The following is a 22,704-nucleotide window of genomic DNA, read 5'->3' as shown; positions in this document are numbered from 1 at the left end:
ATCTAGTCAGAAAGGCGAATATAGAAAAATCGGCTGATGCCTTGCTCATTCAGCCAGGCAGTGACCTCTGGGGTAAGACGATCGATTGAGGCTCCATGAGTAGCAGCGGCTCTTAGAAATTCTAATACGACTGGCGGAACTTCATCAGACTTGAGGCTGTTCCAGGCTTCGGTCAGGTTCTCGATCGCTTGCTCAATCTCCTGAAAGTGAGCTGCGTCCCTGGGATAATCAACTGTAGCAAGCTGAGCCAGAAGAGCGCGAACTCTATGAACGGTTGGCTTAAAGGTCTGAATTTTTGCCAATAGTCCTAATAAGTCATCGTTCGTGTTAGGAAAACGGCGATTCTTATATTCACCCCAAGCACGACGTAATTGACTCTCTAATTTACTTTTGCACTCATTTATTTTTGATTGCAGAGAGTTTAATCGAGGTTTCTCAATTAACCATCCACGATCCTTTTGAAACTCATCTAAGATAATTCCGACTTCCGCTAACAGAACATTTGCTTGTTGACTAAAATCATTACTTACTAGTTTTCGATCTCGAAATGCTCGCAAGGCAATGACAAGCGGCTTTAGGCTCGAAACCAACTCTTCAATTTTGGCTTGACGATCGCGAAACTTGCCAAGATCAGAAGCATACTTTCTAAGATCAGTGGCAGTTTGAGCAAGTTGGTTCAGTTGATTGCAGTCTTCTACAAGCATGGTTCTTCTCCAATCTCTTTGGCTAAATCTTGAAGTTCTACTAAAGACTTCTCAATCCCTGTGTAGCTAGTTTCTAATTCATTCCCCCCAGAAGTTTTTAAATCATCAATGTTCTTTTGAGCAGACTCATTCATTCGGTTAATAGCATTCCTAGAATGCTTTAAAAAATTAGAGAGAACTCCAATCGGGCGTTGAGATAACGTGCTCAACTGCTGCAACAGTCTCCCATTATCTTGCTCTCCTTGAATACTTCGCATGGAACTTAGATATCCTGCAAGACGAGCATTCTTAAAATCCTGAATCGCAGCTTCTAGATCAGCCGAAGTAGAGCCTGAAATGCCTGCGCTTTTGACTTTGCTGATTGCCTGAGTCAAGGCTTCGACAACTTCTTTCTGAGAGAAATCATCACCCAGTTCATCCAAAACAGTCTGATAAATTTCTAGTTGACGATCGCGTTCCTCTCGAATTGCTTGTTCTAGAAGAAGATCAACATTGGTGCGAGCATTAAGAATAGCGTTGAAAGGTGGGTCTGAACTGATATCAGAAACATCAGTTTTAGGCTGCCAATCTTTAGCAACGGCACTAAGAGGAGCCACCAATTGAGCAGCATCAACCATTTGTAGTTGACTAGCATTTCCCTTAGTACAAGCCAGTCGAGCCTTTAGTATTTCCTCAAGCTTAGGCTGATTTTTCTTTAGTGCATTGAATAGTTTTTGCCAACTAGAGGCACGGCTATCGACCTCAACCTTCTCCAGATCTGTAAACACCGCATTGACTCTATCTTCTATTGAATCAGTGCGACGACCTGCCATTCGTCCCGCGATCGCTAAAAGCTCAACAGTGGCGGGAATAGGATCACCTGGGCTACCAGATCTTGTTGTGCATCTAGTGAACTCTTGAAGTACAAAATGGCTCCATTCTTCTAGACACTTGGCATAGATACGAAAATAGCTTGCACCGTTAGGAAATTTCCAATGTTGATAGTGTTTGTAAAGAAGAATTGCTTTTAGGGCGATCGCTGTATCTCCAAAATCCTCTTTCAGAGGAAGAAGTAATTCAACATCTTTGATGCGAGAGTAAGTCGCTGATCTTTTGAAGTTAATATTTCTAGATTTGAAGATTCTGTCCATGAAATGATTACGCAGTAGTAATTCTGAGTTCCAGTCAATCCTGGCATCAATTGCTGCAAAGATAAGCGATCTTAGATCATCGGCGGGTGCTTTTGAATCCAACTGCTCGCCGTTGCTCCACTGATCGATCGCCTGCAATCTTTCAGCAAGCGATATAGGAATGTCTTCGGACTGTTGATCGGAAGGACTTAGTGGAACGAAAAACGTACTACTAAAGCTTGCAGTTCGCTCTCGAACAACAGTAGCGGCAGTTGGACTAGAATTTCGTTGAACCTGAACGCCTAGAGGTGGTAGATCAAAAGCGGTATGCACTGGAGTAGGCAAATCACAGAGTTGCTTGCTGTCTGTCCAAAGTTTCAGTAAAGTCTCTCGTCGATCGGCATCTTCCAGGGTGTCCCTACTTTTGATTTCATTTAATATCATGGGGTCAAGAACATAACCACTGAATTGATCGAGAAGTAGACGCGACGGGAATTGACCTTTCTCGATGTCAGAACGGTGATACTCCAAGACATGGCGCAAAACTTCTTTGATTAGAATTCGAGGGTTAAATACTCCCCGATTGACACGATCGCGCATCCGTTCAATCGCAATAGCGTTAAAGGGGTACAGTCCGATACTATCTACCTCACCGAAGCCTGCATGACACTCAGTTTGATACTCGCAGCTTTCGCAAGCAATTGGAACAGGATTGTGAGGTTGTCTAGTCTTTTCATCAGCATCTTGCATCCAGTCTCGAATTTCTTGATCCTGCAAGCGAACAGCGTTGAGATAACGAGCGGCTAGCTGCTGCACATCCAATTGAGTCACTAGAGATTGTTCACCCACAGTCTCAACATCGAGATTGACACTAAACTCTACACGAGTACGAACAGTATCAATTAAGCCTTGAAAATAGCCGGTTGTGCAGGCTAAAGCCGTTCGCATCGCACATAAACGAGGTTCGCCTGCTCCTTGTTGGGGGCGTGCCAAAACTGCCTCTAGAACCTCGCGATCGATTCCCTGCAACTTCGCAAAATCTTCAATCAATAGAATCAGTTCTATATTACGTTTTGCCAGTGCCCGACGGACATCTAGCATTAAACGTTGCAAATCCTCCTGACCTAAATTCAGAACCTTTGCAATTGCTTCATCCAAATGCTTGTTGAGCCACTCGACAACCTTTTCTCTTGGAATGAAGTCATTAGTGAGTGTTGTGTAAAATTCACGCGCCTTTTCGCTCGCCTTGGATATATGTCGAGCGCCTTCTGGTAAATCTTCGATTGAAAATCCGCGCCGTTCTTCGACATCTTCGACAGTGCCTTGGTTTCCCAAAATGTGAACAACCAGGCGATCAATGATCCCTCCAGATTTTAGCCAAAATTCTTCAATAAAGAACGGATCGCGCAGTAAATCTGGAAGACCTCTGGCAATTTCATACTCAATTTCTGTTAAAGCAGCAACGTTTTGTTTACCGCTTAAACCAACAGCGATCGCTAAATTCGCTAAAAGCTGTTCACGAACTTCACCTTCTGTTAGGCTGCTTGTTGCCTGTTTTAGGCGACTTCGATAACTATCAAATTCTGATCCATCTAACCCTTCTAATATTTTTTCAATAATATCGCGCAGGTTTGTGCCAACTTTTGGAATCAGCAGAACCCGGCATTGAACTGGGTTTTTAATGGACTTGATTCTGGTATATAACCAACGAATTAGGTGAGACTTTCCAGTACCGGAAGTTCCTAGCACCGGCACGAAAGCAAAGTCTGGTGTTCCTAGAAAGTCTGCAAGAAAACTTTCTTCATCATAAGAGATGCGTGATTGAGTCTCGCTTAAACTCTGGCGATACATCTTTGCAGGATGATGAGTTGCTAGAAAAAGATGATCTTCTGGATGAGTTGCTTCTACATCCATGACTCTACGAATCATGTTTGGATTCCAGCAAATATATCGATTGAATACCATTTCTCTTACCCTTTATAATATCCAGTTGACGTGAGTGACTCGAATTTCTTCTGTTCCGTCCAATAAAATAAATAATGGAACAGAAGAATCCGAGAGCCTTTCAAATTTCAACACGCCTTCGTCAACCAAGCGACAGAGCGCCATTGAAGTTATTGTTGAAAGAACGTTTTGATCCCGTGGAATTTGCTGCTCGATCTGATCTCGAAAGTAGCCCGTCTCGAAAACTGGACAATACTCTCCCAGACGATCGATAAAGTCAGCAACTGAAATTTGCTCATTTGCTTTACCAGCGAAGACATATTTCAAGTTTTCTCTCAGATAAGTCGTTGGGTCAGGAACAGTAATAGATGAATTTTTTGACAGTGCAAATTGCCAACCAAAACCCAGATAGCAGATCCAATCATCAAACTGTCCATAGCGAATATCGTTAAGTTCTAATAAATCAGAGCCAACTTGTTGACGAAGTAATGGTTCTGCTGATTGCCAGTTTCCTGGTGCATTATAAAAATCCTGGGCAAGATACCAAGCTAAAACTTTGGCGAAGTCGTGATTCTCGGCGTTTTCTGAAGACAGGTAGAGATTTGAGATTACTGTCGGTAGTTGCTTTATGCTCTTCAAGTTCAGAATTGGATTAATTGCAACATCTTCGCCATCTTCAACTAGCAGACCCATATTAATGCACTCTCGAACAACCGTCTTAATCATCTGACGCGAAGTTTTAGTTGCGTCTTCCCGTTTTGAGGAAGACGCAGATGAAGCAGTTTTGTCTCTTCTTGCAAGCAATGTTTCAGGCGATAATATTTGATAAAGTTTATCTCGATTCTCACGCTGATTTCTAACCTGCAGCAAGTATTTGCAGACTCCAATGACTCGGCTAGGAACCGTATAGGTGCCTTCTTTTAGTACACTCATAGTCCGAGTTCTCCACAAAGAAAATCAAAATGAAAACTACGTCCATTAAAAACGTTTTTAAGCTGCCGATGTTGAGATGCAGGATCGAGTGTATCTTCTGGTAGAAAAACTACACGGGGCACTGCATTTTTTGGTGGCAAAAGATAGCGTAGCGGTAAATCTTTATCTTGAGAATGGGAAATTAGGGTTGGAATGTTGAGCATTTGGAGAGGGCGAAACTCCTCAAATAGAAAAATAGGAAGCTTGTCTGCTTGTCTGGCAAAAGTTTCATGTAATTCTACAGGTGCAACAATGTTTGCAATTCCTTGATTGATAAACCACTTGAAAAGACGAGCGCGAGCGTAATCTGCCTCTTCATCTTCAAAAGAGTTATAAAATACCAACAACAGCGATTCCCCATCTAAATGCGTTTGAAGTGCTTCCCCTACCGAAAAAAAGGGTGTATCCCAAACAGGTGCGGGCTGTGGTACTACTCCTGAAAAGGGTTTCATTCCCTGTTTTCGACAAACTGGACAACCGCCGCACGATCGTTCTACATGCACTCGATTTCTAGCAGGGAATTGACGAGATGGAATCCGATACGCTTCAGCAAGAATCTCAGAAATGCAGCGTTTCGGTTGCAGCGCCTCTCGCATTAACTTGAGACTGTGTTCTGCCCAGTATTGACGTTGAGTGCGAGTAGGCTCTACCAAGTCATGCCAGGTTTTCTCATCTAAATGGGAATCATTCAAGATACGAACTGTACGCATGTTGTGATAGTCTTCCAGCACTTTCTTAAACCCTACTTCGTCAAAGTCCTTTCGCTGGGGAGGCGGTTCTGCGTCAATCTCCAACAGGTTAGCTCGACTCATCAGGGTCAGCGTGCGAATATTCCAATCTCGATTGCGTTCGGTTGCATCGAGATTGAGATTGTAGGGCGGTGTTACATTCACTGGCACTCGAAATCGACCATCCGATAATTGAAAATGTCGGGAGAACATTTCTCCCCATCGGCTTCGCCCATGCTCGATCGAGATGTAAGTAATTTGATTCAAACTGTAAGCGATTTCATAGTCTTCTTGCGTGTACAGCGTTAGGGAAAGCGTTGCTTTTCCATCGCGACCACCTCGCCCCACTTCCTGATAGAAGCGATCGATGGTTTCAGGAATACATACATGGATTACAGCACGAATATCCGGTAAATCTACCCCTAATCCAAATGCTGAAGTTGCTACAACAACATCAATCTGCCGCTTTCTCCAAGCTTCAAGCAGCCTTTGGCGGTCTTGCTGACTTGACTTGCCAGTTATTTCGGCAATGCGTTTAAAGCCTGCACGTTGAAGCTCACTATGCCACTGTTTCACATCTGCTACTTTGCTGCCGTAAATGATAAGTGGACGCGGTAAGTTGTGCAAAGCCTCGGTCAAACGCTGCCGTCTTTCTTTCCACCCAGAACACCAGGCGAACCAGTAGGAAGGCTCTGGTCGCAGTTGTACTGAAGAAACAACTTGAAAAGGTCCTGGTTGTCCAAATAGTGTCTCCAATGTATCCAAACAGGACTCAGTAACTGTTGCAGTTAATAGCAGCGTTGGAAATGATGCTAGCCTCAATAAGTCTCTGCGAAGACCTGCAAGTTCCTGAAATTCAGGACGGAACTCATCTCCCCACTGCTCAACAATGTGAGCCTCATCAATAATGAAATATCTGAGGAATCCTTGTTGGGCTGCTTGATAAACGCTGTGCGACAACGACTCAATTAGCCCTTCTGGTGAGGTGAAGACGATCGACTGGGTTCCTTGACGAATGCGATCGCGAATTTCGTCACGGCGTTCCTGCCCATCTGCGGAATTATCGCTGTAGTAAGCAGTGGCATAATTGACCCCGGTTTTCTCCTGAAACGCCCGCTCTTGGTCAATAGCTAGTGCCACAGTTGGAACAACCACGATCGTCACTCCTACGGGATCTGACTTTAATTGGGCTGGTAGATGGGCACAAAGACTTTTTCCAGAACCAGTTGGTAAATTGACAACTAGGGTAGATCTTGGAGGAGCTGCCAAAAGTGCTCGAACGGCTTCGCGTTGCCCTACACTTTGGTAAGTTTCGTGACCTAATATCGATAAAAATGGATCACCCAGTACAGGGGGATAATTGCGGCGTTTTGCTTTGTGCTTTGAAAGAGGAGGTTCAGGAGAAATTGTTTCTGAATCTGGAAGCCACTCCGGAGTCCAGGGGCGGGCACTGAGTAGAAAGAAATCAGGTTTTTCAGTCAAAATATCCATGCTGCTGAGTTCCCAGACTTTTCGATCTGCTGGAAAGGGGGGCGTTCGAGGCACCCTGATTATTGGAGAAACATCCCCTTGCAACTCTGCTTGATGCCTTAGTACGTGTCTAATCAATGCAGCAATATCTCCAGCACCTATTCCGATGCTAGAGTTTTGTAGAGCATCAAGCAAACGCTTTTGACAAGGCTCAAGATCTGTTAAATCTTCCAGATTCAGGTTGGAAGTTTGGCTGAGATAGTCATAAACTTGCTGAAAACTCATAATGCATTTTCCTCCTCAGCTTCTTGAGAAAGCGGTCGTCCAGAGACAATGTAAAATCCGACCGAGTCAAGGCGGATATGAGGTTGCTGAATTCCATCCACTAAAATCTGCTTCAATGCTCGTTCAATCTCAACTTCTTGAGCCAGGGAGAGGTTGTTGCCTATTTGAGACTGTCGCTCTAAGCGAAGTTGAAGCTGATCCAGTCGATCACCTAACTGACGCTCTGCTTGCGCTGCATAATGTTGGCAGCGATCGTAAAAGTCAGGGTGCTGCCGCAGCAGGGTCGCAGACTGCTTGCGCGCCTCTCGGCAGAGATTTGCCCAGTCATCCCGACTCACAAACTCATCCAGTATGTGCAACCTGCCCTTGCTCAAGCTGTAATCATGGGTTGGTCTTCGCTTTTTCGAGTATGGGCGTTGCAGAATCTCTAGAAGATTCTGATCGTTCACACTATTCATGCGAACATCGAGAAAAATAGTTTCTACCATAGGCGGAAAAATTGCGTCCATCCGCCGTCGTAAAGCTAAACGGTTTGCACGCTCCCAACCGTACCGCTGAAACACCTCATCAACAAGGGATAAATTAGTTTCAATTACATAATCAAAGCGGAAGCCCACCCATTCTGCACCTTCTACGGGTGACCAGGTTTCATCGTGTCGCCACAGCGCAAACGCTTGCCCCCGATCGTCCCAGTGAATGTACTCGTTTAGCGTCTCAATCAAACCAGTACCAATGCGGTAAAGAGTAGTTCCTGGGTGCTGCAAGGCTTTACGGCGCTGATAGGTTCCGGGTTGATTGATATAGCCTCTGAAGTACCTAATCAAGTCATTCGCTGGTACTAGCGTTTCAGAAGATCGCTTGTAGCTAACAATTTCTGGGACATCATCATGCTGATCAATTCTGAATTTTAAGGTTTGACAAATCCATCCCTCTACCGATCGCTGAATGTCCTGATGGCGAGCATCATATTCATCCAATGCTTGAAAGTACTGAGCCGCGTTTTCTTCTAGGGCATCAATTTCATCGAGTGCATTTTGCTCATCAATGCTAACTTTTTCAACTGTGATTTCATCGCCAATCAATTGCACTGCCTGAGTCAGCCCATAAGCTCCTGACTGAAATAGGGCGGCTTCTAGTTCAGGTAACTTTCTATCGACGAAGAACTGGAGGCTAGCGATCGATTCCTGGAAAATTTTGAAGCCGTCATTGAGAACTTCAAACCAGGCACCTTGAATGCTATCATTCGTATCCGCGCCAGCAAAAATGACAAACCGGAGCAAACGGTTCCGTCCAATTCGGTTCAATCGACCATTTCGCTGTTCTAGTCGATTAGGTGATAAAGGCAGATCAAAATGGATGATCCAATCGGCAAATTGCAGATTGTGCCCTTCTTCACCTGAAGTGTCACATACCAAGATGCAACATCGGGGGTCATCCCTAAACTGACTCGTGTTTTCTTCCACTGAATCGATCGATTGCCCATTTTGGTAGGTCGCGATCGCCCCTTTCCCAAAAGCAGAAACTAATCGCCGCACAATTTCTCGACAGGCAAAAGTAGAGCTTGTGAAGACCACAACTTTAGAGAATTTTTGACCAGCACTTTTAATGCATCTCTCCAGAACCATCTGAAGATGATCAATACGATCGCCTTCTTGAGAGGGTTGTTGAAGTGTGTCGAGCAGAGCTTGCAAGATTTCGACTTCGCCAGGAAATTGAGGAGTTGACAGTAACAAATCCACTGCTTCTGCCCCAAATTCACGCAGTAGAACAGGTGGAGCATCGTGGTTAAGTCGAGCCAGAATAATCCACTCTAAAATGGTTAGCCAAGTTCCGCTAGCGCTAAATAAGAGTAAGAACACCTGGTGAAGTTGCTGGTAGTAAGGATCACCTTCGCTAGCCGCTCCAATTGCACGAATGCGCCATTCATCTAGATACTCCTGGACGGTGGGCGATCGTTCATCCAGATCGTACTCTACTTGAAGGGTTGCCTCAGATTGACTTAGCAAGATGTCTTCGACTGCATCGCGGCGGTTCCGCAACATCCGACGATGCAGGCGATAGGTATCACTAATGTGGGTGCGAATGGCACGAATCAATTGTTCCCGCTTAGTGGAATCTGCCTCTGGCAGCTTTAAAAGAGATTCAAGTTGCTCAGTCAAAGCTAACAACCGCAGATCTTGGGCAAAAAGGCTTCGTAGCTTCCCCAGACTCATCTTCAAAACAAAAGACGAAGCGTTTTCCTTAAAGGACAGCAGAATTCGACCGATTTCCTGCCGCAGGCGAATCCGCTCTTTAAATCCTGTAACATCTTCTAAGTGATAAGTGACTGGATCAAGGAGATGCAACATTGCCAGAAAAGTTTGCTCGTGATTAAGTGCGGGTGTGGCAGACAGAAGCAAGAGACGATCAACTCGGTGCGCTAGTTTCTGGCAGATAGCAAAGCACTCTTGCTGTTTTGGATCGGTAGACTCTGCCATAGCCGCAATGTGCTGGGCTTCATCTAAAATCAAAATTCCAGGTAGGGTATCACAGCGATAAGTAGCAAGATCTTCAACGGTAAGAAGCTTCACTTCATCAAGCAGATGAAACTTTGTTTCTAACTCCTGCTGCCACTGCTTAAGCAAAGGACGGGGAACAACCACTAACCCCTGCCCATCGGGTTCATCTAGCAAGTACTGCCGTAGAATTACGCCTGCTTCGATCGTTTTGCCCAATCCAACCTCATCTGCCAAGAGATACCTCTGAATAGGGTCTTCTAAAACTCGCCGCACGACTTCGACTTGGTGAGGGTAAAAATCAATATTGGCTGAAAAAAGCCCAGGCATTCCATGACTGACAGCGCGTTGCTCAATCAGGCAGCGAACCAAGGCGGAACGGTGAGTATGGAAGAAGGGTGTTTCCTGCCCCTTCATAATCAAGACTTCGGTGGGATCTTCGATGGCGCAATCGCAGCGAACATAGACTTCTGTCTCTGTAGCGTAACGGAGTCCCTTATCCGGCAGATGAACTTCGTAGCGCTGATCGTCATCATGCCAAGCTGCAACTCTGCCAATCTGCCAAAACTCTTGCTCCTCTGAGTGGAGATAACAACGAGTATGCCGTTGAAGAACAGACTTCTCTAGGGAGTTGAGAGATAGCGTCTTCTGAATTTGATTTCCGAGCGAAACAAAATATTCGACAACAGCTCTGGACTCAGAAATAGACAGAACTTTTCCAACCCCCAGATTATTGAGGCAAGAGCGAACTAAAGAACCACATTGAATGTGGTTCTGATGAACTTGAGGGCTAGAATATTGCATAATTTGCCTGACAGAGGGTATGCTAGGCGACCAGCGTCCTTTCTTACAGTTTGCCCCACTGAACGGCAATTCAACACGCTAAGGCGGGAGTTAAAGTCAATCATTCGCACATACTTCATAGGCGAATAAAAAGCTTTGCCATTCTTTCATAATTCAAATGTTCTGGCTGCATATTTATACTGACAACTCCTTAGATTCGCCTAACAATTCCTTGAACCTTTTGTAGAAAACGTAAGTGTTGTGAAACCCGCGTCGTCGATTGCGATTGTTATTGCGGAAGATAATGACCTCAATGCCAATCTCTTGACATATAGGACAATTGCAAGCCTTCCAAGGTTGAGTTTCCAAGACTTCTCGGTATAAAACTTCATGTTTCTTCCGGCGTTTTGCCTGAGCTTCCAGGTCAGCCTTGCCATCTTTTGGCAGTTCCAGTAGTTCATCGTAAGCAAGAACTGCTTGCAAGGTCGACTCCAAATCTAGCTTGCCCGAATCAAACTCTCGTAGCGATCGCAATGCATCTTTTTCGAGTCGCTTTAGAGTTTTCTCATTTGCCACCTCAGCTTCTAACAGTCGTTTGACTCGTAAACCACCTTTGTTATCGACAGGTGGAACTCGAATTGCAGCATATCTTTTGTCTGATGCTGTGTAGTAATTAGCAGTCGCTCCGAGCCATGCCTGACGTAGTGGACTAGCAGAGTCACAGCTCGTTACACCTAAATGTCGAAAAGCAGAAACAGCATTTACCCGTGCTACTCCAAATAAATGCATTCGCACAGTTGGAATTAGGTGAGGATGAATTGCTTTCAGTATCGGTAAAATTTCGTGATTTTGGGCACGAGCTAAACCACCCAAAGCAATGTAGTCGTAGCCCATCTTAATTAATTCTTGTACTGCTGAAGCATAAGATTCAGGACTCCAACCTTGAGCAACGCCAATTGGCGTAAACTGGTAACCTCGCTCCCGATGTTTTGTCAAAAATTCTGCCGCATTTTTTAGTGTTAATTCATACCGCCAATCTCGAACACCCACAGTCGCAAAGGGTCCTACGATGAGATGGTCAATACTCACACCAAAATCGAAGTTCAGGCGTTCGTAGTAATCTAAAATTTCATCTGTGTTATACGGTGGAACATCCTCCTTGATATAGCTGAATGCCCCACAATCTCCCATGATTTTTCCAGCAAATCGGACGAACTTATGAATGCCCAGTTCCTCAACTCTGTTTCTCTTTGTCTGGCTCTCATCTATGACAGCTTTAGAGACTAAAACACCATCATAATTAGGAGTCGGAGAGAATATTTCGTGGGCATAAACGTCATCCGCATAAGAATCATGTCGATCAGGACTGAAGGAATCCGTTAAAAAGTTGTACTGCGGGTCAACTCGGTCATCCCATTCAGGAATGAAATATTGCATACCCAAGTGGGTATTTGGAGCGGGTGGCAAATCAGGAATGGGAACGAATTCATCCCTGCTCTTTTTGGGTGTAACTTGTTTGGGTTTGCTCTTTGTTGCTAACTTAGGCAGACCCAAATTAAGTTCAAGCTGAGTATTCGTATCAATGATCTCCAGAAAGCGGCGAGGATTTTGATGGATTTGTTCAAACAATTCAGGCTGTTCTGCCGCAACTAAAGAAAATTGTTTGAATAAAAAACCCTTCAACCCTACTGAACCAAAGCCATACTTCTTTGCCTCGGCATTCGAGAGCGACAGGACAAAGGCTTGAGAATTTGATGCCTGGATTAAGTTGGAGCAACTTCCTGGAGCTAAAAAAATCCAAGTTTGGTTTTCGTGAAGCGTTAGGGGTAATGAAATTGCCCTTAGATATTTCTCTCCTAGCAGAACAAAAATCAAATCATAGTCAGGAATGATTTTTTCGATTGATTGATGTATCTTTAACTGCTTCGCCCAGGCATCTATCTCATGCCCTTTCATCGTGTTAAAGGTGACCTCGTAAGGCACGATCGCACGATCTTCAGCAATCAACCCATAGCCTGCTGAGATGATCACAACGTCAATTGCAGGCTTCTCTGAAGCTTTACGTAAAGTCCGCACACCCTCCATTAATTGGATATGCTGCATTCCTGTGTACATTTCTCCTGCTGGAGACATAAATTCGGAGAGTTGCTTTTCTCGTTTCCGAAGTCGAGCAACCTGTACAAAGTCCCCCTGAGCGAGTTGGCTCTCTGGCTTAAAACGCTTCTCTCCAGTACAGGATGTAATGATTAAGACACGAGGATGGCGCATCGATTCTCCTGATCGTATAGATCTTGTCCTACCAACGTTGCCAGATCGGATCTCCCTGCGTCAATTAGGGCACGATCACGAATCCGACAAGAATCACACAGTCCACAAGCTTCATCTTCTCCCTGGTAGCAAGACCATGTGAGATGGATAGGCACTCCCAGTCGCAACGCCCGATTCACAATGTCTACCTTGGAATCCATTACTAGTGGAGCAACTAGCTTTGGTGTATTTCCTTCTAGTCCGGCTTTAGAGGAGAGAGTCGCAAGGTGTTGAACCGCCTCTAGATACTCAGGTCGGCAGTCAGGGTAGCCAGAGTAATCTACTGCATTAATCCCCAAGTAAATGGCTTCAGCACCTTTAGCTTCTGCCAAGGAAAGCGCGATCGCTAGAAAGACCGTATTCCGTCCTGGCACGTAGGTAATGGGAATGACATCAGGTTTAACGCCATCTGTGGGTACAGTGACAGATTGGTCAGTGAGGGCAGAACCACCCCACTGCGCCAAATTCACATTCACTACAAAGTGTTCCTTGATCCCCAAGTAATCAGCTATTCGCTTGGCAGCAATCAATTCACGGTCATGCCTCTGACCATAATCGAGAGAAAGAGCAATCAACTCGTATCCATCGGCGATCGCTTGAGCAGCAGAGGTCGATGAATCAAGACCACCCGATAATAAAACAATGGCTTTGGAAGCACTCATAGGTCACCTCACGGTAAAGGGTAATTAGTTTGGCGATCGTCAGGCGGGTTGTGTGGCACTTTCATGCTGATAGAGTTTGCGGCAAAGCTATCTAATTTCATTGCCGCGAGGTCGTCCGACTGCTTCAAGGTTTCCTGCCCTATGTCCTCTCTGGTCATAAGAATCGTCGTCGTGGTTATCAAACCAATATTCCAGTAACGCTAAGCTGATGGACAGTTCACGGGAGGCTAATTCAACCTGAGACATAGTTTTATCACTCATTGAATATTAGTAAATTTATGAGTTTGTAAGCTAACCCGCCACTCTGGGTGTCTTAGAACGTACTCGAAAATGAGCGAATAGCTATCAGGAGTGCTCCATTCCGGTTGGAGAAGTTTGACTGCACCAAGTGGGATTTTTGTGATATGCTCCTCTGCCCACAAGAGATCAAACTGATTGGCAACCACAATCTTCAGTTCACTTACATGGGCATAAATGCTTTCGTGAGGTGGTTTAGAACGCTTGGGAGAGAACGTAACCCAGTCAAAGTTACCACTAAAAGGATGCGCCCCAGAGGTCTCCAGATGCACCTGGAGACCTGCGGCTTTCAGTCCATCGGTAAGAGAAAAGAGGTCGTGCATTAAAGGTTCACCACCAGTAATGATAACAATTGCTGGATTTGCTTCTTTAGCTTCGGTCATCAAACTATCAATTTGGCGTTGTGGATGACGGTGAGTGTTCCAGGAATGTTTGGTATCACACCAGGAGCAACCGACATCACATCCTGCCAGGCGAATAAAAAAGGCATTCGTTCCTGTCCAAACTCCCTCCCCCTGAATTGAGTGGAAGGTTTCCACCAATGGCAAAACCATTGAGGCTGTTTTAGAAATTGAGGCAGCAGGGATCAGACTTGTCATGACAATTGCTCCTAGTCATCCTCATACTCCGCCCAAGAATTGGGCGTTTCAGATACAGCGACCTTCAGTTTCACATTTGGAGGCAACTGTTTTTTTGTCTTGTCGTAGATGTACTGAGCAATCATCTCAGCAGTCGTTTCATAACCCTCAGGAAGAACTTCGTTCAGGACAGAGTGATCAAGTCCGCCTTTGAGCAGGTCTTGCTTTGCCCAACGAAGCGTGCGGAAGTCTGCGACCATGACAGGATGAGGGCAATACTCGGAAGCATGAAGCTGCCTTGAGGTCGCCTCCATACGAACTCGATATGTATGACCATGCATACGCCCACAAGGACCGTCATAGCCCTGGATATAATGGGCGGCATCAAAGGTAAACTCAGTAGTCAGCTTCCAGGTTGGCATGAGGAATCATCCGAGCGTGTGAAATCGGAATTTTTGAATTAACTCTACATATAGTAGAATCGCTCAAATCTTATAACATCTTACGCTAAATGTGGAATCAGTATTAATTAGAGTTTTAGATGTGTCCTTAAGTTTCCTTAATGCTGATTTGCTTGACGAATAGGAGAGCGGCTCTTACACGTTAGTTTATTTGAACTACGATTTTTTCTGCTTGAAATTTAGAAAAATCGAGATGATACAGCCTTTGTCTCTCCCGAAAAGTCTTGCCCTTGTTCCTCGCCTTTAAACTCAATCGCAACCATCTGAGTTGAATAGCGAAATGGTGAAACTCATTCAAGCAGTCTGCAAAAACCAAAACGTGCTTCTAGAACCTGCTGATGATTTGACTGGAATTATTGAGGATGAGGAACCTGTAGATAACAATCCTGGTATCCTAACGGAACTTTGCAAAAGTCTACTTAGCACTGGTACAGAACTTACCAATTCAGCACAGGCTACAGCACTCATGGCAGGAAGTTCGTCAACAATTGCCATCAAGTTCATCGCCAACCTTCTTACCATGAAGTAGGGCTAGAGATTTTCGGGCAACTCCTTAAATTTTAGAGAAACTCGTTCTTCGTTGGAGATACTTGATTGTAAAGCAAACGCACCAGGTTCATTTGTTGTCCCCAAAAAGGCTGCGTAGCCGTCACTCCCATAAATCAAGCGAGTAGGAGAACGCCTCTATTGAGCAAGGTTAAGAAGTTCTTCAATCGTCCAAGGCTGTGAGAGGAACTTGCACAGGTGTCCTTGTAATTGATCGAGGTCTTGTCGTTTTGGGCTTTCTCCCTGTAGAAGCCGAGCAATCGCCTCGCTCGGCTGAATCCCAACGTCTTCAGCAAATCGTGTGATCGTCATCGAATTCACACTTCCATAGCGAGCTTCAATCTCATCCAGGATGGCATCTTGCAGCGTTTGCGGTAAAAATTGTTCTGCAATTGATTCTGGTGTTTCGGAGATGTTTGATCGACTTGACGACCTCGGAATGCTGAGAAGACTGATCGCACTCTGTAGAATCTGTGCCACCTCCGGTCGAATGTTAGGCAGTCGACTGAGAAGATGTGCGATCGTCGTTTCCAGAACAGTGAGTAATTCTTGCGTCGATAGCTTAGGTAACTGTTCGATCACGATCTGTGATTGAGATTCAAGTGGCTCCTCCAGACCTAAACAGGCTCTAAGGCTGATACCGCCTCTCAAATAAGCTCGGATGGTATCTGCCGAAATTCCAGTGCCTGTGCTTAATTTCTCGATCGCTTCTTCATTAATACCCCCTCGACCGCTTTCCCAGCGGCGAATTGTACTGTGAGTCACACCTAGTTGAGCGCCAAAAGTATATGTGCTGGCATCTCGACGTAAGCGCCGGACAAGTCGCGCCAATCGTTGAGAGCGATCGTTTTCCTGTAACACCTGATTTTTGTGGCAGTAACTGAACATCCCAACACTAGCACCGAACCAAAAGGATTCATTTTTAGAAGTGCTAAAACTCATAAATTCTAAGATTTAGAATCTTTAGATCTTAATAGTGATACACTTGTCCTAAGCTAAATTCTCGTTTGAAGCCGACTGGAGATTCTGCTCATGCCTCATCCAAAACGGCAATCCTCGACTCACCGCAAGCCAACAACTGAGCGACAAATTATTCTTGCCCGTCGAAGCCGCTCGATCAAAGCCTCGCTCCTAAAAGTATTGTCGCTTGATCTCGTCACACTCTACCTAGCTGATCAAGCCGAAGATTCAGATAAGTCACCTGCTCGAAATCCGTCTCATCCCATGCCTCGTCCAGACTTTCACAGTCCTGCGGAACTGCACGAAACGACTCGTTTCATTTCCCCCAACACAGCAACTCCAGTTCGCCCGATCGAACAACCCGTCACACAATCAGGAGAAGCGGAATTGCAGCAGGAGCAGCCCAGCAATGCTCCCTATGATTCCAAAGGTGTTTCTCGACCTGCAAGCCCGATTGCTATCGTCATCATTCGATGCTTTGCGTTCTTGCTAGGTATGCTGATTCGCTGCATCCTGATTTTCTACCTTCAGCCGTTTGCCGCTCTCCTTTCTGGAGTTGCGATCGCACTCAGCGGCATCAGTGTTCTGATTGTTGTCGTCTTTACTCCTTGGAAGCAGAAACTGCTCTGGAATCTGGGTTGTCTATTCGGAGGACTGCTGCTTGCAGTGCTAATGCTATGAGACAGAATCAGATGCATCAATATTTGAGAATTCCCCTGGTGCTATTGGTACTGGGTGCAACTATCGCTGCTTCAGCCAAACTCCTCTGGCAGGTCAATCCGAATCTGTTGAGACTCTCATCCTTCACCTCAACTGAGGAACTCCAGTGTGCAGAAATTATCACTCCTGATGCTGTGCTAAGTCGAGAACGGATTCTGAAACTGATGACGATCGCAGAAGGAACCGCCAAAACAAGAGTCCGAAGCATCCTCAAAGCCCCCTATTGCCGATTGAAGCCGATCACCGTCCGAGCCGGAGCCACGGCAGAACGAGAAGTATATCCGCTTGAGTTTGACCCCAAGATTTGGGTCATCGTTCTCTATGAAGACGATACCTATGTGGGCGTTCGATTAGTGCCGCAAACTCAGCAATGTTCCAGTTCTTTACTTTAGCCATCGTATGAACAGGATTCACACCTATTGGCTCACAGCCTTGCTGATTGTGAGCCTCACCGCTTGTCAGATAGAAAAAATACAGTCCATAACCCCTACCAAGCCGACCAGTATTCAGGTTTATCAGAAATGGGAACTTCAACGGGGCGATCGCATCAACGATCAAACCATCGTGAGTGGGCTGGGTGAGCTAACGATCGATCTGGCAGGCAAACCCATTTATGCCCCAATGAGCGGAGAAGCGAAGCCCGATCCATCGGGATGTGTCCTGTTTGCTGGCACCGAGCTACCCGCTTATCTATTTCGATTCTGTGGCATCAACGCCCCAAAGCTCGGTGCGCTACGAAAAGGACAGACGATCGGAAGGGCAAATCTCCTGGTGTTCGCAACTTTCCAAAAGCAGCAAAACGGCACCTGGGCATTTGTCGAGCCAAGCAAATCCATGCTTGAACAAATCTTGAAAGGCAGTTAAACGCGAGGCAGCGATGGAAGAAGGCTTTTTCATCCAAGTAATCGAAGAACAACACTCGCCCTTTGAGTCAATGCTAGAGCGATTTCCTGATGGATTTCCAGCATTGATGTTGGCGGATCAGACCACAGGCAGAATTTATCCAGCCCGATTCAAGCGAGACAAGAGTGGCGATGTTTTCTGGCTCGTTGACCGTCAGCAGTTACGCCCAGATCAGTGGATGATGCTCGATGCGCTGCATGGGCAATGTATCGAGTGTGTATGGGTGAACTGGGAACTGTACGCGGAACTTACCGGAGAACTTTCGGTTGACGATCGTTCCGACGACGAAGAGATGGTTTACCCCTTGTTTGTGGAGGTTGCCAATATGCCGATCGTGATGTTTGGCAGTTACTTTGGCATTGCTGAGCGTTGGGTCGAGAAAAGCGATCCACGGATTCAGCGCATTATCGAAGCACAAACGGTCTTGAAGTTTAATGCTAGTAAAAAGTAGAAATCAATCGAAGATAACGACTGGAAGAAGAAACGCTGTAGCGCTCACAGGTTGATTGCAGAGATACATTGACTAGAATCGTTACTCAGAAACTTTAAAAATTCCTCTGCCAATGCGCTCCACGAATTCAGAAGCTGAACAACCTGCCGCTTGAGCCGCTTGCTTAAATCCTTCCCAGCCTGCTTCTGTCACCAGCACTTCACGCCGTTTCTTGCGCTCTTCATACACCGTGGGTCGCCCCTCGTGATATGTCAGGTTTTCACGAGAGTTTGGGTGTTCACCGGGTTTGTACTGGCTTTTCTTAGGCACGGTTGCAACTAGGCATAAAACAACGGGTTATCACTACATCTTGCGATCGCAAGAAGTGACTGGACTGATCATAACACTTCAAAAATATTTGGGATATAGTTGACTTCTATAATAACCGGGATATAATAAAGAGGAGAAGAAACAACTCTAGCCTTTCTTCTCCAAATGTAAAAGCGGGAGAGCGCCCCAAGTTTCTGAGGCTCAGGCACTCTCCCAACTCACCCCTAAAAATAGGAGTCCTCTAATCATGTCATTTCTTGCTGATTCTGCTCGATCCGAATTGGACACGCAAGCTGCGATCGTAGCCGAGCGTGTTGCAGTGGACTACCACGAAGGCGCAGCCGATTTTGCCTTTGGTAAAATGCCGCGTTATCCAAAAGACCCCAATTATCTGAAAGGCTGGCTTGATGAACTTCAGAAACGAGTTCACTTTGAAGGCGATCAGGCAGTCTACCCCGAAGCCAAATACTCCTCGCCTTGTACCAGCGATCGCAATGCCATCTTTACGAACGTGCCGCTGACTCTGCTTGGGACGGCTGGAAGGACGATTTCTAACGATTGCACGTCTGGGGGCTGAAAAGTCTCAGCCCTCACCCTAGCCCCAAACAGTAGGAGAATCTGACATGGCGAAAGTTGTTCAAGCGATCACCGCAAAAGTTGAAGCGATCGGTAAACTCAAAAATGGCAATTATGAAAAGTACCGCTCTGTGCTGTTTTTGGATCAAGCCCAACCGCCAGGGAGCGAAGCGGCAAAGATCTGGAAATCGCTTTCTGAGGAAGAAGCAAAGGATTTGACTCAAGGCGCGATCGTCCAACTTGTGCCCGCAGGCAAGGATCGAAATGGTAAGGACAAGCACAACATTTTGCGAATCGATACAAATTCTTCTCCTACGGCTAAACAAACGGTTCATCGTCCAGATCGTGTTCCGGCAACTTGGAGTGATGAGCAGAAGTTAGCCTTATCCGCACAAATTTGTGATCATGCTGACTTGATGAGATTCTGCTTAGAAGTCGCTCACGAGAAGTTTGCAGGTCTGGCAGATCAACGAGATTTTCGAGCACTAGCAACCACGTTGTACTTGCAAATCCTACGACAGCAAACTGACAGCGAGTTGAATCCTTAAATCCACATTCCACGAAACTACCGGACTAAACCCAATCAGGAGAACAGGCATGACACAGCAAACACATATCTATAAGTCTTCTTGCCCAGCGATCGAGATTAATCGACTGCTCACTTACATTGGACAGAACACGATCGACTCCGAGCGATCGCTGATTCAACCTGATGAGATTCCAGCCGTGGTCAATTGCCTGATCCAACGCTTAATTTGGCAGCATCCTCACTTAGATCAAGTGCTGCAAGAAATTTTGGATGACCTGCGGTACGGAGTGTGAGGGGTTGTCACAGCGCTCACCCCCACCAGAGCGCGACCTAAAATGACTTGATTTGAAATCTGAGCAATAATGAGGCATCGGGTTTGGACCTGCCCATGACTCAAAATCTGTTAAATGACGAAGCCAGCGTGACCGAGTTGGACATTAGCCATCTCGTCACTGAGGACGAGACTCCTGTGGACAATTTTCAATCGGAGAAACAGCAACGGCTCCTTGTGGAACCACTTTATAGCTCTTGGTCGCCTGGAGTCCCCTTCATCGCAGCTGCCAACGTGGGTTTATTCTATGCGCTCAAACAAGAGTCGATCGTACCCGACGCGATGCTGAGTTTAGGGCTGGAGATGCCGACAGACTGGAGCCAGAAGCAGAGCCGATCATACTTCGTCTGGGAATTTGGCAAAGTACCGGAAGTTTGCATCGAAATTGTCTCCAATCGAGAAGGCGACGAATTAACCCTGAGCCGCAAATCGCAGCAGAAAGGCAAAACCGCGACGAAGAAGGAAATTTATGCTCGGATTGGTGTGCCCTACTACGCAGTGTTTGACCCCTTACAGCGGCTTCAGAAGCCAGACGAGATGAATGGATCGTTGCTGCGAGTGTGGGCATTAGTCGAGGGGGAGTATGAAGAGTTGCCGTCACCCTATTGGTTGAGAACGGTTGGAGTGGGGTTGATGCTGTGGGAAGGAGCGTTTGAAGGGGTAATGGGAACCTGGTTGCGTTGGTGTGATCGTGATAGACAAATTATTCTGACCGGAGCCGAAGGCAGGGAGTTGGAGCGCCAACGGGCAGAGCGACTGGCAGAGCGGCTCCGAGCGATGGGGATTGACCCCAATGAAGTTTGAGTTTACGAGTTCAAGAACAGTAACCTATGCAAGAGAAGATAGTAGCCAACCCTGATCAGAGAGACGCTGCCACGCTTTGCGAAGATGGTTGGGCTTGAACAGATTGCGCTTACGATCGCTCCATTCGTAAACCTTTGCGATCGCCCGATCTGGATCGATCGCAGCCTCTGGATCTTCCTGAGTTGCCACCCAATGAATTGTTGCCAGCATTTCCATCCCATACGGTGTTTCAAAACCAGCAATCAAACGGCTCACTTTACTCAATCGCTCTTTGGCTTCTAGATCCGTTTCTAGAACCGATCGAGCAGATTGCTTCCCTTGATCTAAAACGTAGAGCGCAGACTCTTGGTTGCCATCGCCATAGCCTCGAATGAAGTGTCCTTCAATGCGCTGAAGAACATGATTCAGATTATGAGCATACGGACCCTGGTGATGTTTGGTGTAATTTAACCGGAGTGGCTCACCCGCAACTTGAAGGAAATAAGCCAGCTTTTGCACTTCAATTTTCGACAAGCGATATCCTGGAATGCCGTAGCGATCCATGAGTTCGATAAATAGGGCACGCGCACGAGTCATCTGAGGAGTCTCAGTCGCAACTGGCATCTGATCCACAGCAGGTGCGCCAGCAGGTTCAAATAAGAGAACTTGAACATCCGGTAATGCTTCAAAAGCAGCAATAATCAGAGGTTTAACCACTGCCCAATCGAGTCCACCATTGCCACAACCTAGCGGCGGAATTGAGATCGATTGAATGTTGATGCGTTGAATTTCAGCAATGAGCGCCTGAAGACCAGACTCAATATCCTCTAACCTTGATTTCCCTTTCCAATGGCGCTTTGTTGGGAAGTTGATAATGTACTTAGGATTGAGCAAATTGCCTGTATGAACGATAAACATTTCTCCTGGTCTGACTTCTTTAGCATCACAGGCTTTTTTGTATTGTTTAAAATTTTCTGGAAACGCTTGTTTGAACTGCAAAGCAATCCCCTTACCCATGACACCGACACAATTGACCGTGTTAACAAGGGCTTCGGTTTTCTCCTCTAGTAAGTTACCTTGCTTAAGCTGCAGCATGGGATCAAGCATTTAGCCATATAGTTCAGATTTACTAATCATATCATGATCAGTAATACCAATTACGGTAAACCCGGACGGGCGTTTCGCATTGCGAACTTTGTAATATTACGTTGACTTGAGTCTGAATTGCTGGATCAATTGCACCAATTTCGGTGATGAGATGCCACGGAAAAAACTGATGTACCAAAAACTCAGCCTGGCGCTTACATTTTCGATTCGGGTCTTCATCGGTGTCATACCAGTACTGGGATTTCATCACCTGCCAATCAATCACTTCGTCGAGCAGTCCTAAATCGTCGTAGAAATCGGAATAGTCCATAATGGCGTGTCCGTCTGTAAAGACGAACGACAATTCTTGAGCGTGGATTTCTTCGATGGTGGTGACAAGGTGAAGGATCGGGCGTTGTCCACCTTGATAGTTGGCGACATTTCCTTTGTGAATGGTGTAGAGCATTGGGGAACGCGGCGCAAAGTAAAACGGGACATAATCATGTACCACTCCTCTAGCACCACAAGGAACAGCTTTTCTAGAACGCCAACCCTGAACACTTTCATAGGAAATGTCAAGATGCCTCGCGCTGCTTTTCAGAAGTTGGCTTTTGGCAATTAAACCACCCGATTCCAGAATCAGTGGAAGATTATTGATATGGGTGATGTGAAAAATCCGGGTTGGCATGAGGCGCGAGCGTCGCAATCAGACAAG

General features: G+C 46.0%; 23 protein-coding genes. 9 read left to right on the top strand and 14 right to left on the bottom strand.

The window, feature by feature from the left end:
* Nucleotides 1-2 precede the first annotated feature (2 nt).
* The 10 genes from OU814_RS24850 to OU814_RS24805 all read right to left on the bottom strand — a co-directional run bounded on the left by OU814_RS24850 (nt 3) and on the right by OU814_RS24805 (nt 14,756).
* Nucleotides 3-704, bottom strand: coding sequence for a hypothetical protein (locus OU814_RS24850; protein WP_268242420.1), 702 nt, complete (start codon nt 702-704; stop codon nt 3-5).
* Nucleotides 695-3,778 (bottom strand): protein DpdH, encoded by a 3,084-nt coding sequence (dpdH, locus tag OU814_RS24845; protein ID WP_268242419.1) that lies wholly within the window; start codon nt 3,776-3,778, stop codon nt 695-697. Before dpdH ends, OU814_RS24850 begins: the two co-directional genes overlap by 10 nt.
* Before the next feature lie 12 nt (nt 3,779-3,790).
* On the bottom strand, nt 3,791-4,690 hold the full coding sequence (gene dpdG, locus OU814_RS24840; RefSeq protein WP_268242418.1) for a protein DpdG: 900 nt from the start codon (nt 4,688-4,690) through the stop codon (nt 3,791-3,793).
* Nucleotides 4,687-7,212, bottom strand: coding sequence for a protein DpdF (gene dpdF, locus OU814_RS24835; RefSeq protein WP_268242417.1), 2,526 nt, complete (start codon nt 7,210-7,212; stop codon nt 4,687-4,689). The genes dpdG and dpdF overlap by 4 nt, the downstream gene beginning before the upstream one ends.
* Entirely contained in the window at nt 7,209-10,511 is a 3,303-nt protein-coding gene (dpdE, locus tag OU814_RS24830; protein ID WP_268242416.1) for a protein DpdE, read from the bottom strand. The genes dpdF and dpdE overlap by 4 nt, the downstream gene beginning before the upstream one ends.
* 174 nt (nt 10,512-10,685) lie before the next feature.
* Complete coding sequence (dpdA, locus tag OU814_RS24825; RefSeq protein ID WP_268242415.1) at nt 10,686-12,758, bottom strand: tRNA-guanine transglycosylase DpdA; 2,073 nt, start codon at nt 12,756-12,758, stop codon at nt 10,686-10,688.
* Nucleotides 12,737-13,459 carry a 7-cyano-7-deazaguanine synthase QueC gene (gene queC / locus OU814_RS24820; protein ID WP_268242414.1) on the bottom strand — a complete coding sequence of 241 codons (723 nt, stop codon included), beginning with the start codon at nt 13,457-13,459 and terminating at the stop codon, nt 12,737-12,739. The genes dpdA and queC overlap by 22 nt, the downstream gene beginning before the upstream one ends.
* Before the next feature lie 87 nt (nt 13,460-13,546).
* Nucleotides 13,547-13,705 carry a hypothetical protein gene (locus OU814_RS24815; protein WP_268242413.1) on the bottom strand — a complete coding sequence of 53 codons (159 nt, stop codon included), beginning with the start codon at nt 13,703-13,705 and terminating at the stop codon, nt 13,547-13,549.
* An 11-nt stretch (nt 13,706-13,716) separates the two neighbouring features.
* Nucleotides 13,717-14,355, bottom strand: coding sequence for a 7-carboxy-7-deazaguanine synthase QueE (locus OU814_RS24810; RefSeq protein WP_268242412.1), 639 nt, complete (start codon nt 14,353-14,355; stop codon nt 13,717-13,719).
* Between the two features lie 11 nt (nt 14,356-14,366).
* The gene (locus tag OU814_RS24805; protein ID WP_268242411.1) at nt 14,367-14,756 is read right to left on the bottom strand and encodes a 6-pyruvoyl trahydropterin synthase family protein; all 390 of its coding nucleotides are present in this window, start codon (nt 14,754-14,756) and stop codon (nt 14,367-14,369) included.
* A gap of 319 nt (nt 14,757-15,075) precedes the next feature.
* Here OU814_RS24805 and OU814_RS24800 point away from each other — a divergent pair, with 319 nt between their 5' ends.
* Nucleotides 15,076-15,324 (top strand): hypothetical protein, encoded by a 249-nt coding sequence (locus tag OU814_RS24800; RefSeq protein ID WP_268242410.1) that lies wholly within the window; start codon nt 15,076-15,078, stop codon nt 15,322-15,324.
* A 155-nt stretch (nt 15,325-15,479) separates the two neighbouring features.
* On the opposite strand, the gene OU814_RS24795 is transcribed toward OU814_RS24800, so the two are convergent.
* Entirely contained in the window at nt 15,480-16,283 is an 804-nt protein-coding gene (locus tag OU814_RS24795; protein WP_268242409.1) for a helix-turn-helix domain-containing protein, read from the bottom strand.
* 90 nt (nt 16,284-16,373) lie between these two features.
* On the opposite strand from OU814_RS24795, the gene OU814_RS24790 reads away from it, so the two are divergent.
* The 4 genes from OU814_RS24790 to OU814_RS24775 are packed head-to-tail and all read left to right on the top strand — an operon-like array spanning nt 16,374 to nt 18,375.
* A complete protein-coding gene (locus OU814_RS24790) occupies nt 16,374-16,982 on the top strand; it encodes a hypothetical protein (protein WP_268242408.1) in 609 nt (202 codons plus the stop codon).
* A complete protein-coding gene (locus OU814_RS24785) occupies nt 16,979-17,413 on the top strand; it encodes a hypothetical protein (protein WP_268242407.1) in 435 nt (144 codons plus the stop codon). The genes OU814_RS24790 and OU814_RS24785 overlap by 4 nt, the downstream gene beginning before the upstream one ends.
* A 7-nt stretch (nt 17,414-17,420) precedes the next feature.
* On the top strand, nt 17,421-17,885 hold the full coding sequence (locus OU814_RS24780) for a hypothetical protein (RefSeq protein ID WP_268242406.1): 465 nt from the start codon (nt 17,421-17,423) through the stop codon (nt 17,883-17,885).
* Nucleotides 17,886-17,898: 13 nt separating this feature from the next.
* Nucleotides 17,899-18,375, top strand: a complete 477-nt coding sequence (locus tag OU814_RS24775; protein ID WP_268242405.1) for a hypothetical protein — start codon at nt 17,899-17,901, stop codon at nt 18,373-18,375.
* Between the two features lie 81 nt (nt 18,376-18,456).
* On the opposite strand, the gene OU814_RS24770 is transcribed toward OU814_RS24775, so the two are convergent.
* On the bottom strand, nt 18,457-18,684 hold the full coding sequence (locus tag OU814_RS24770) for a hypothetical protein (protein WP_268242404.1): 228 nt from the start codon (nt 18,682-18,684) through the stop codon (nt 18,457-18,459).
* 247 nt (nt 18,685-18,931) lie between these two features.
* Between OU814_RS24770 and OU814_RS24765 the strand changes: the two genes are divergently transcribed.
* The 4 genes from OU814_RS24765 to OU814_RS24750 all read left to right on the top strand — a co-directional run bounded on the left by OU814_RS24765 (nt 18,932) and on the right by OU814_RS24750 (nt 20,924).
* Nucleotides 18,932-19,261 carry a hypothetical protein gene (locus OU814_RS24765; protein ID WP_268242403.1) on the top strand — a complete coding sequence of 110 codons (330 nt, stop codon included), beginning with the start codon at nt 18,932-18,934 and terminating at the stop codon, nt 19,259-19,261.
* Nucleotides 19,262-19,307: 46 nt separating this feature from the next.
* Nucleotides 19,308-19,808 (top strand): hypothetical protein, encoded by a 501-nt coding sequence (locus tag OU814_RS24760; RefSeq protein WP_268242402.1) that lies wholly within the window; start codon nt 19,308-19,310, stop codon nt 19,806-19,808.
* A gap of 49 nt (nt 19,809-19,857) precedes the next feature.
* Nucleotides 19,858-20,082, top strand: coding sequence for a hypothetical protein (locus OU814_RS24755; protein ID WP_268242401.1), 225 nt, complete (start codon nt 19,858-19,860; stop codon nt 20,080-20,082).
* Nucleotides 20,083-20,177: 95 nt separating this feature from the next.
* Nucleotides 20,178-20,924 (top strand): Uma2 family endonuclease, encoded by a 747-nt coding sequence (locus tag OU814_RS24750; protein WP_268242400.1) that lies wholly within the window; start codon nt 20,178-20,180, stop codon nt 20,922-20,924.
* Nucleotides 20,925-20,948: 24 nt separating this feature from the next.
* Here the strand turns inward: OU814_RS24750 and darG are convergent, their stop codons facing one another.
* Complete coding sequence (gene darG / locus OU814_RS24745; protein ID WP_268242399.1) at nt 20,949-21,998, bottom strand: type II toxin-antitoxin system antitoxin DNA ADP-ribosyl glycohydrolase DarG; 1,050 nt, start codon at nt 21,996-21,998, stop codon at nt 20,949-20,951.
* Nucleotides 21,999-22,047: 49 nt separating this feature from the next.
* Nucleotides 22,048-22,677, bottom strand: coding sequence for a type II toxin-antitoxin system toxin DNA ADP-ribosyl transferase DarT (darT, locus tag OU814_RS24740; RefSeq protein WP_268242398.1), 630 nt, complete (start codon nt 22,675-22,677; stop codon nt 22,048-22,050).
* Nucleotides 22,678-22,704 lie beyond the last annotated feature (27 nt).

It is taken from the genome of Leptolyngbya sp. GGD (assembly GCF_026735145.1).
In the GTDB taxonomy this organism is placed as follows: Bacteria; Cyanobacteriota; Cyanobacteriia; order Leptolyngbyales; family Leptolyngbyaceae; genus Leptolyngbya; species Leptolyngbya boryana.
Note: the sequence above shows the minus strand (reverse complement) of the source record. Positions and strands in the feature narration are given on the sequence as shown.

What these genes read in the sequence shown, in the direction of transcription:
- darT (WP_268242398.1), bottom strand. Translation starts at nt 22,677, where the DNA reads ATGCCAACCCGGATTTTTCACATCACCCATATCAATAATCTTCCACTG.
- dpdH (WP_268242419.1), bottom strand. Translation starts at nt 3,778, where the DNA reads ATGGTATTCAATCGATATATTTGCTGGAATCCAAACATGATTCGTAGA.
- dpdE (WP_268242416.1), bottom strand. Translation starts at nt 10,511, where the DNA reads ATGCAATATTCTAGCCCTCAAGTTCATCAGAACCACATTCAATGTGGT.
- OU814_RS24755 (WP_268242401.1), top strand. Translation starts at nt 19,858, where the DNA reads ATGACACAGCAAACACATATCTATAAGTCTTCTTGCCCAGCGATCGAG.
- OU814_RS24815 (WP_268242413.1), bottom strand. Translation starts at nt 13,705, where the DNA reads ATGTCTCAGGTTGAATTAGCCTCCCGTGAACTGTCCATCAGCTTAGCG.
- dpdG (WP_268242418.1), bottom strand. Translation starts at nt 4,690, where the DNA reads ATGAGTGTACTAAAAGAAGGCACCTATACGGTTCCTAGCCGAGTCATT.
- queC (WP_268242414.1), bottom strand. Translation starts at nt 13,459, where the DNA reads ATGAGTGCTTCCAAAGCCATTGTTTTATTATCGGGTGGTCTTGATTCA.
- OU814_RS24765 (WP_268242403.1), top strand. Translation starts at nt 18,932, where the DNA reads ATGTCATTTCTTGCTGATTCTGCTCGATCCGAATTGGACACGCAAGCT.
- OU814_RS24800 (WP_268242410.1), top strand. Translation starts at nt 15,076, where the DNA reads ATGGTGAAACTCATTCAAGCAGTCTGCAAAAACCAAAACGTGCTTCTA.
- OU814_RS24795 (WP_268242409.1), bottom strand. Translation starts at nt 16,283, where the DNA reads ATGAGTTTTAGCACTTCTAAAAATGAATCCTTTTGGTTCGGTGCTAGT.
- dpdF (WP_268242417.1), bottom strand. Translation starts at nt 7,212, where the DNA reads ATGAGTTTTCAGCAAGTTTATGACTATCTCAGCCAAACTTCCAACCTG.
- OU814_RS24760 (WP_268242402.1), top strand. Translation starts at nt 19,308, where the DNA reads ATGGCGAAAGTTGTTCAAGCGATCACCGCAAAAGTTGAAGCGATCGGT.
- darG (WP_268242399.1), bottom strand. Translation starts at nt 21,998, where the DNA reads ATGCTGCAGCTTAAGCAAGGTAACTTACTAGAGGAGAAAACCGAAGCC.
- OU814_RS24850 (WP_268242420.1), bottom strand. Translation starts at nt 704, where the DNA reads ATGCTTGTAGAAGACTGCAATCAACTGAACCAACTTGCTCAAACTGCC.
- OU814_RS24780 (WP_268242406.1), top strand. Translation starts at nt 17,421, where the DNA reads ATGAACAGGATTCACACCTATTGGCTCACAGCCTTGCTGATTGTGAGC.
- OU814_RS24805 (WP_268242411.1), bottom strand. Translation starts at nt 14,756, where the DNA reads ATGCCAACCTGGAAGCTGACTACTGAGTTTACCTTTGATGCCGCCCAT.
- dpdA (WP_268242415.1), bottom strand. Translation starts at nt 12,758, where the DNA reads ATGCGCCATCCTCGTGTCTTAATCATTACATCCTGTACTGGAGAGAAG.
- OU814_RS24810 (WP_268242412.1), bottom strand. Translation starts at nt 14,355, where the DNA reads ATGACAAGTCTGATCCCTGCTGCCTCAATTTCTAAAACAGCCTCAATG.
- OU814_RS24750 (WP_268242400.1), top strand. Translation starts at nt 20,178, where the DNA reads ATGACTCAAAATCTGTTAAATGACGAAGCCAGCGTGACCGAGTTGGAC.
- OU814_RS24775 (WP_268242405.1), top strand. Translation starts at nt 17,899, where the DNA reads ATGGAAGAAGGCTTTTTCATCCAAGTAATCGAAGAACAACACTCGCCC.
- OU814_RS24785 (WP_268242407.1), top strand. Translation starts at nt 16,979, where the DNA reads ATGAGACAGAATCAGATGCATCAATATTTGAGAATTCCCCTGGTGCTA.
- OU814_RS24790 (WP_268242408.1), top strand. Translation starts at nt 16,374, where the DNA reads ATGCCTCATCCAAAACGGCAATCCTCGACTCACCGCAAGCCAACAACT.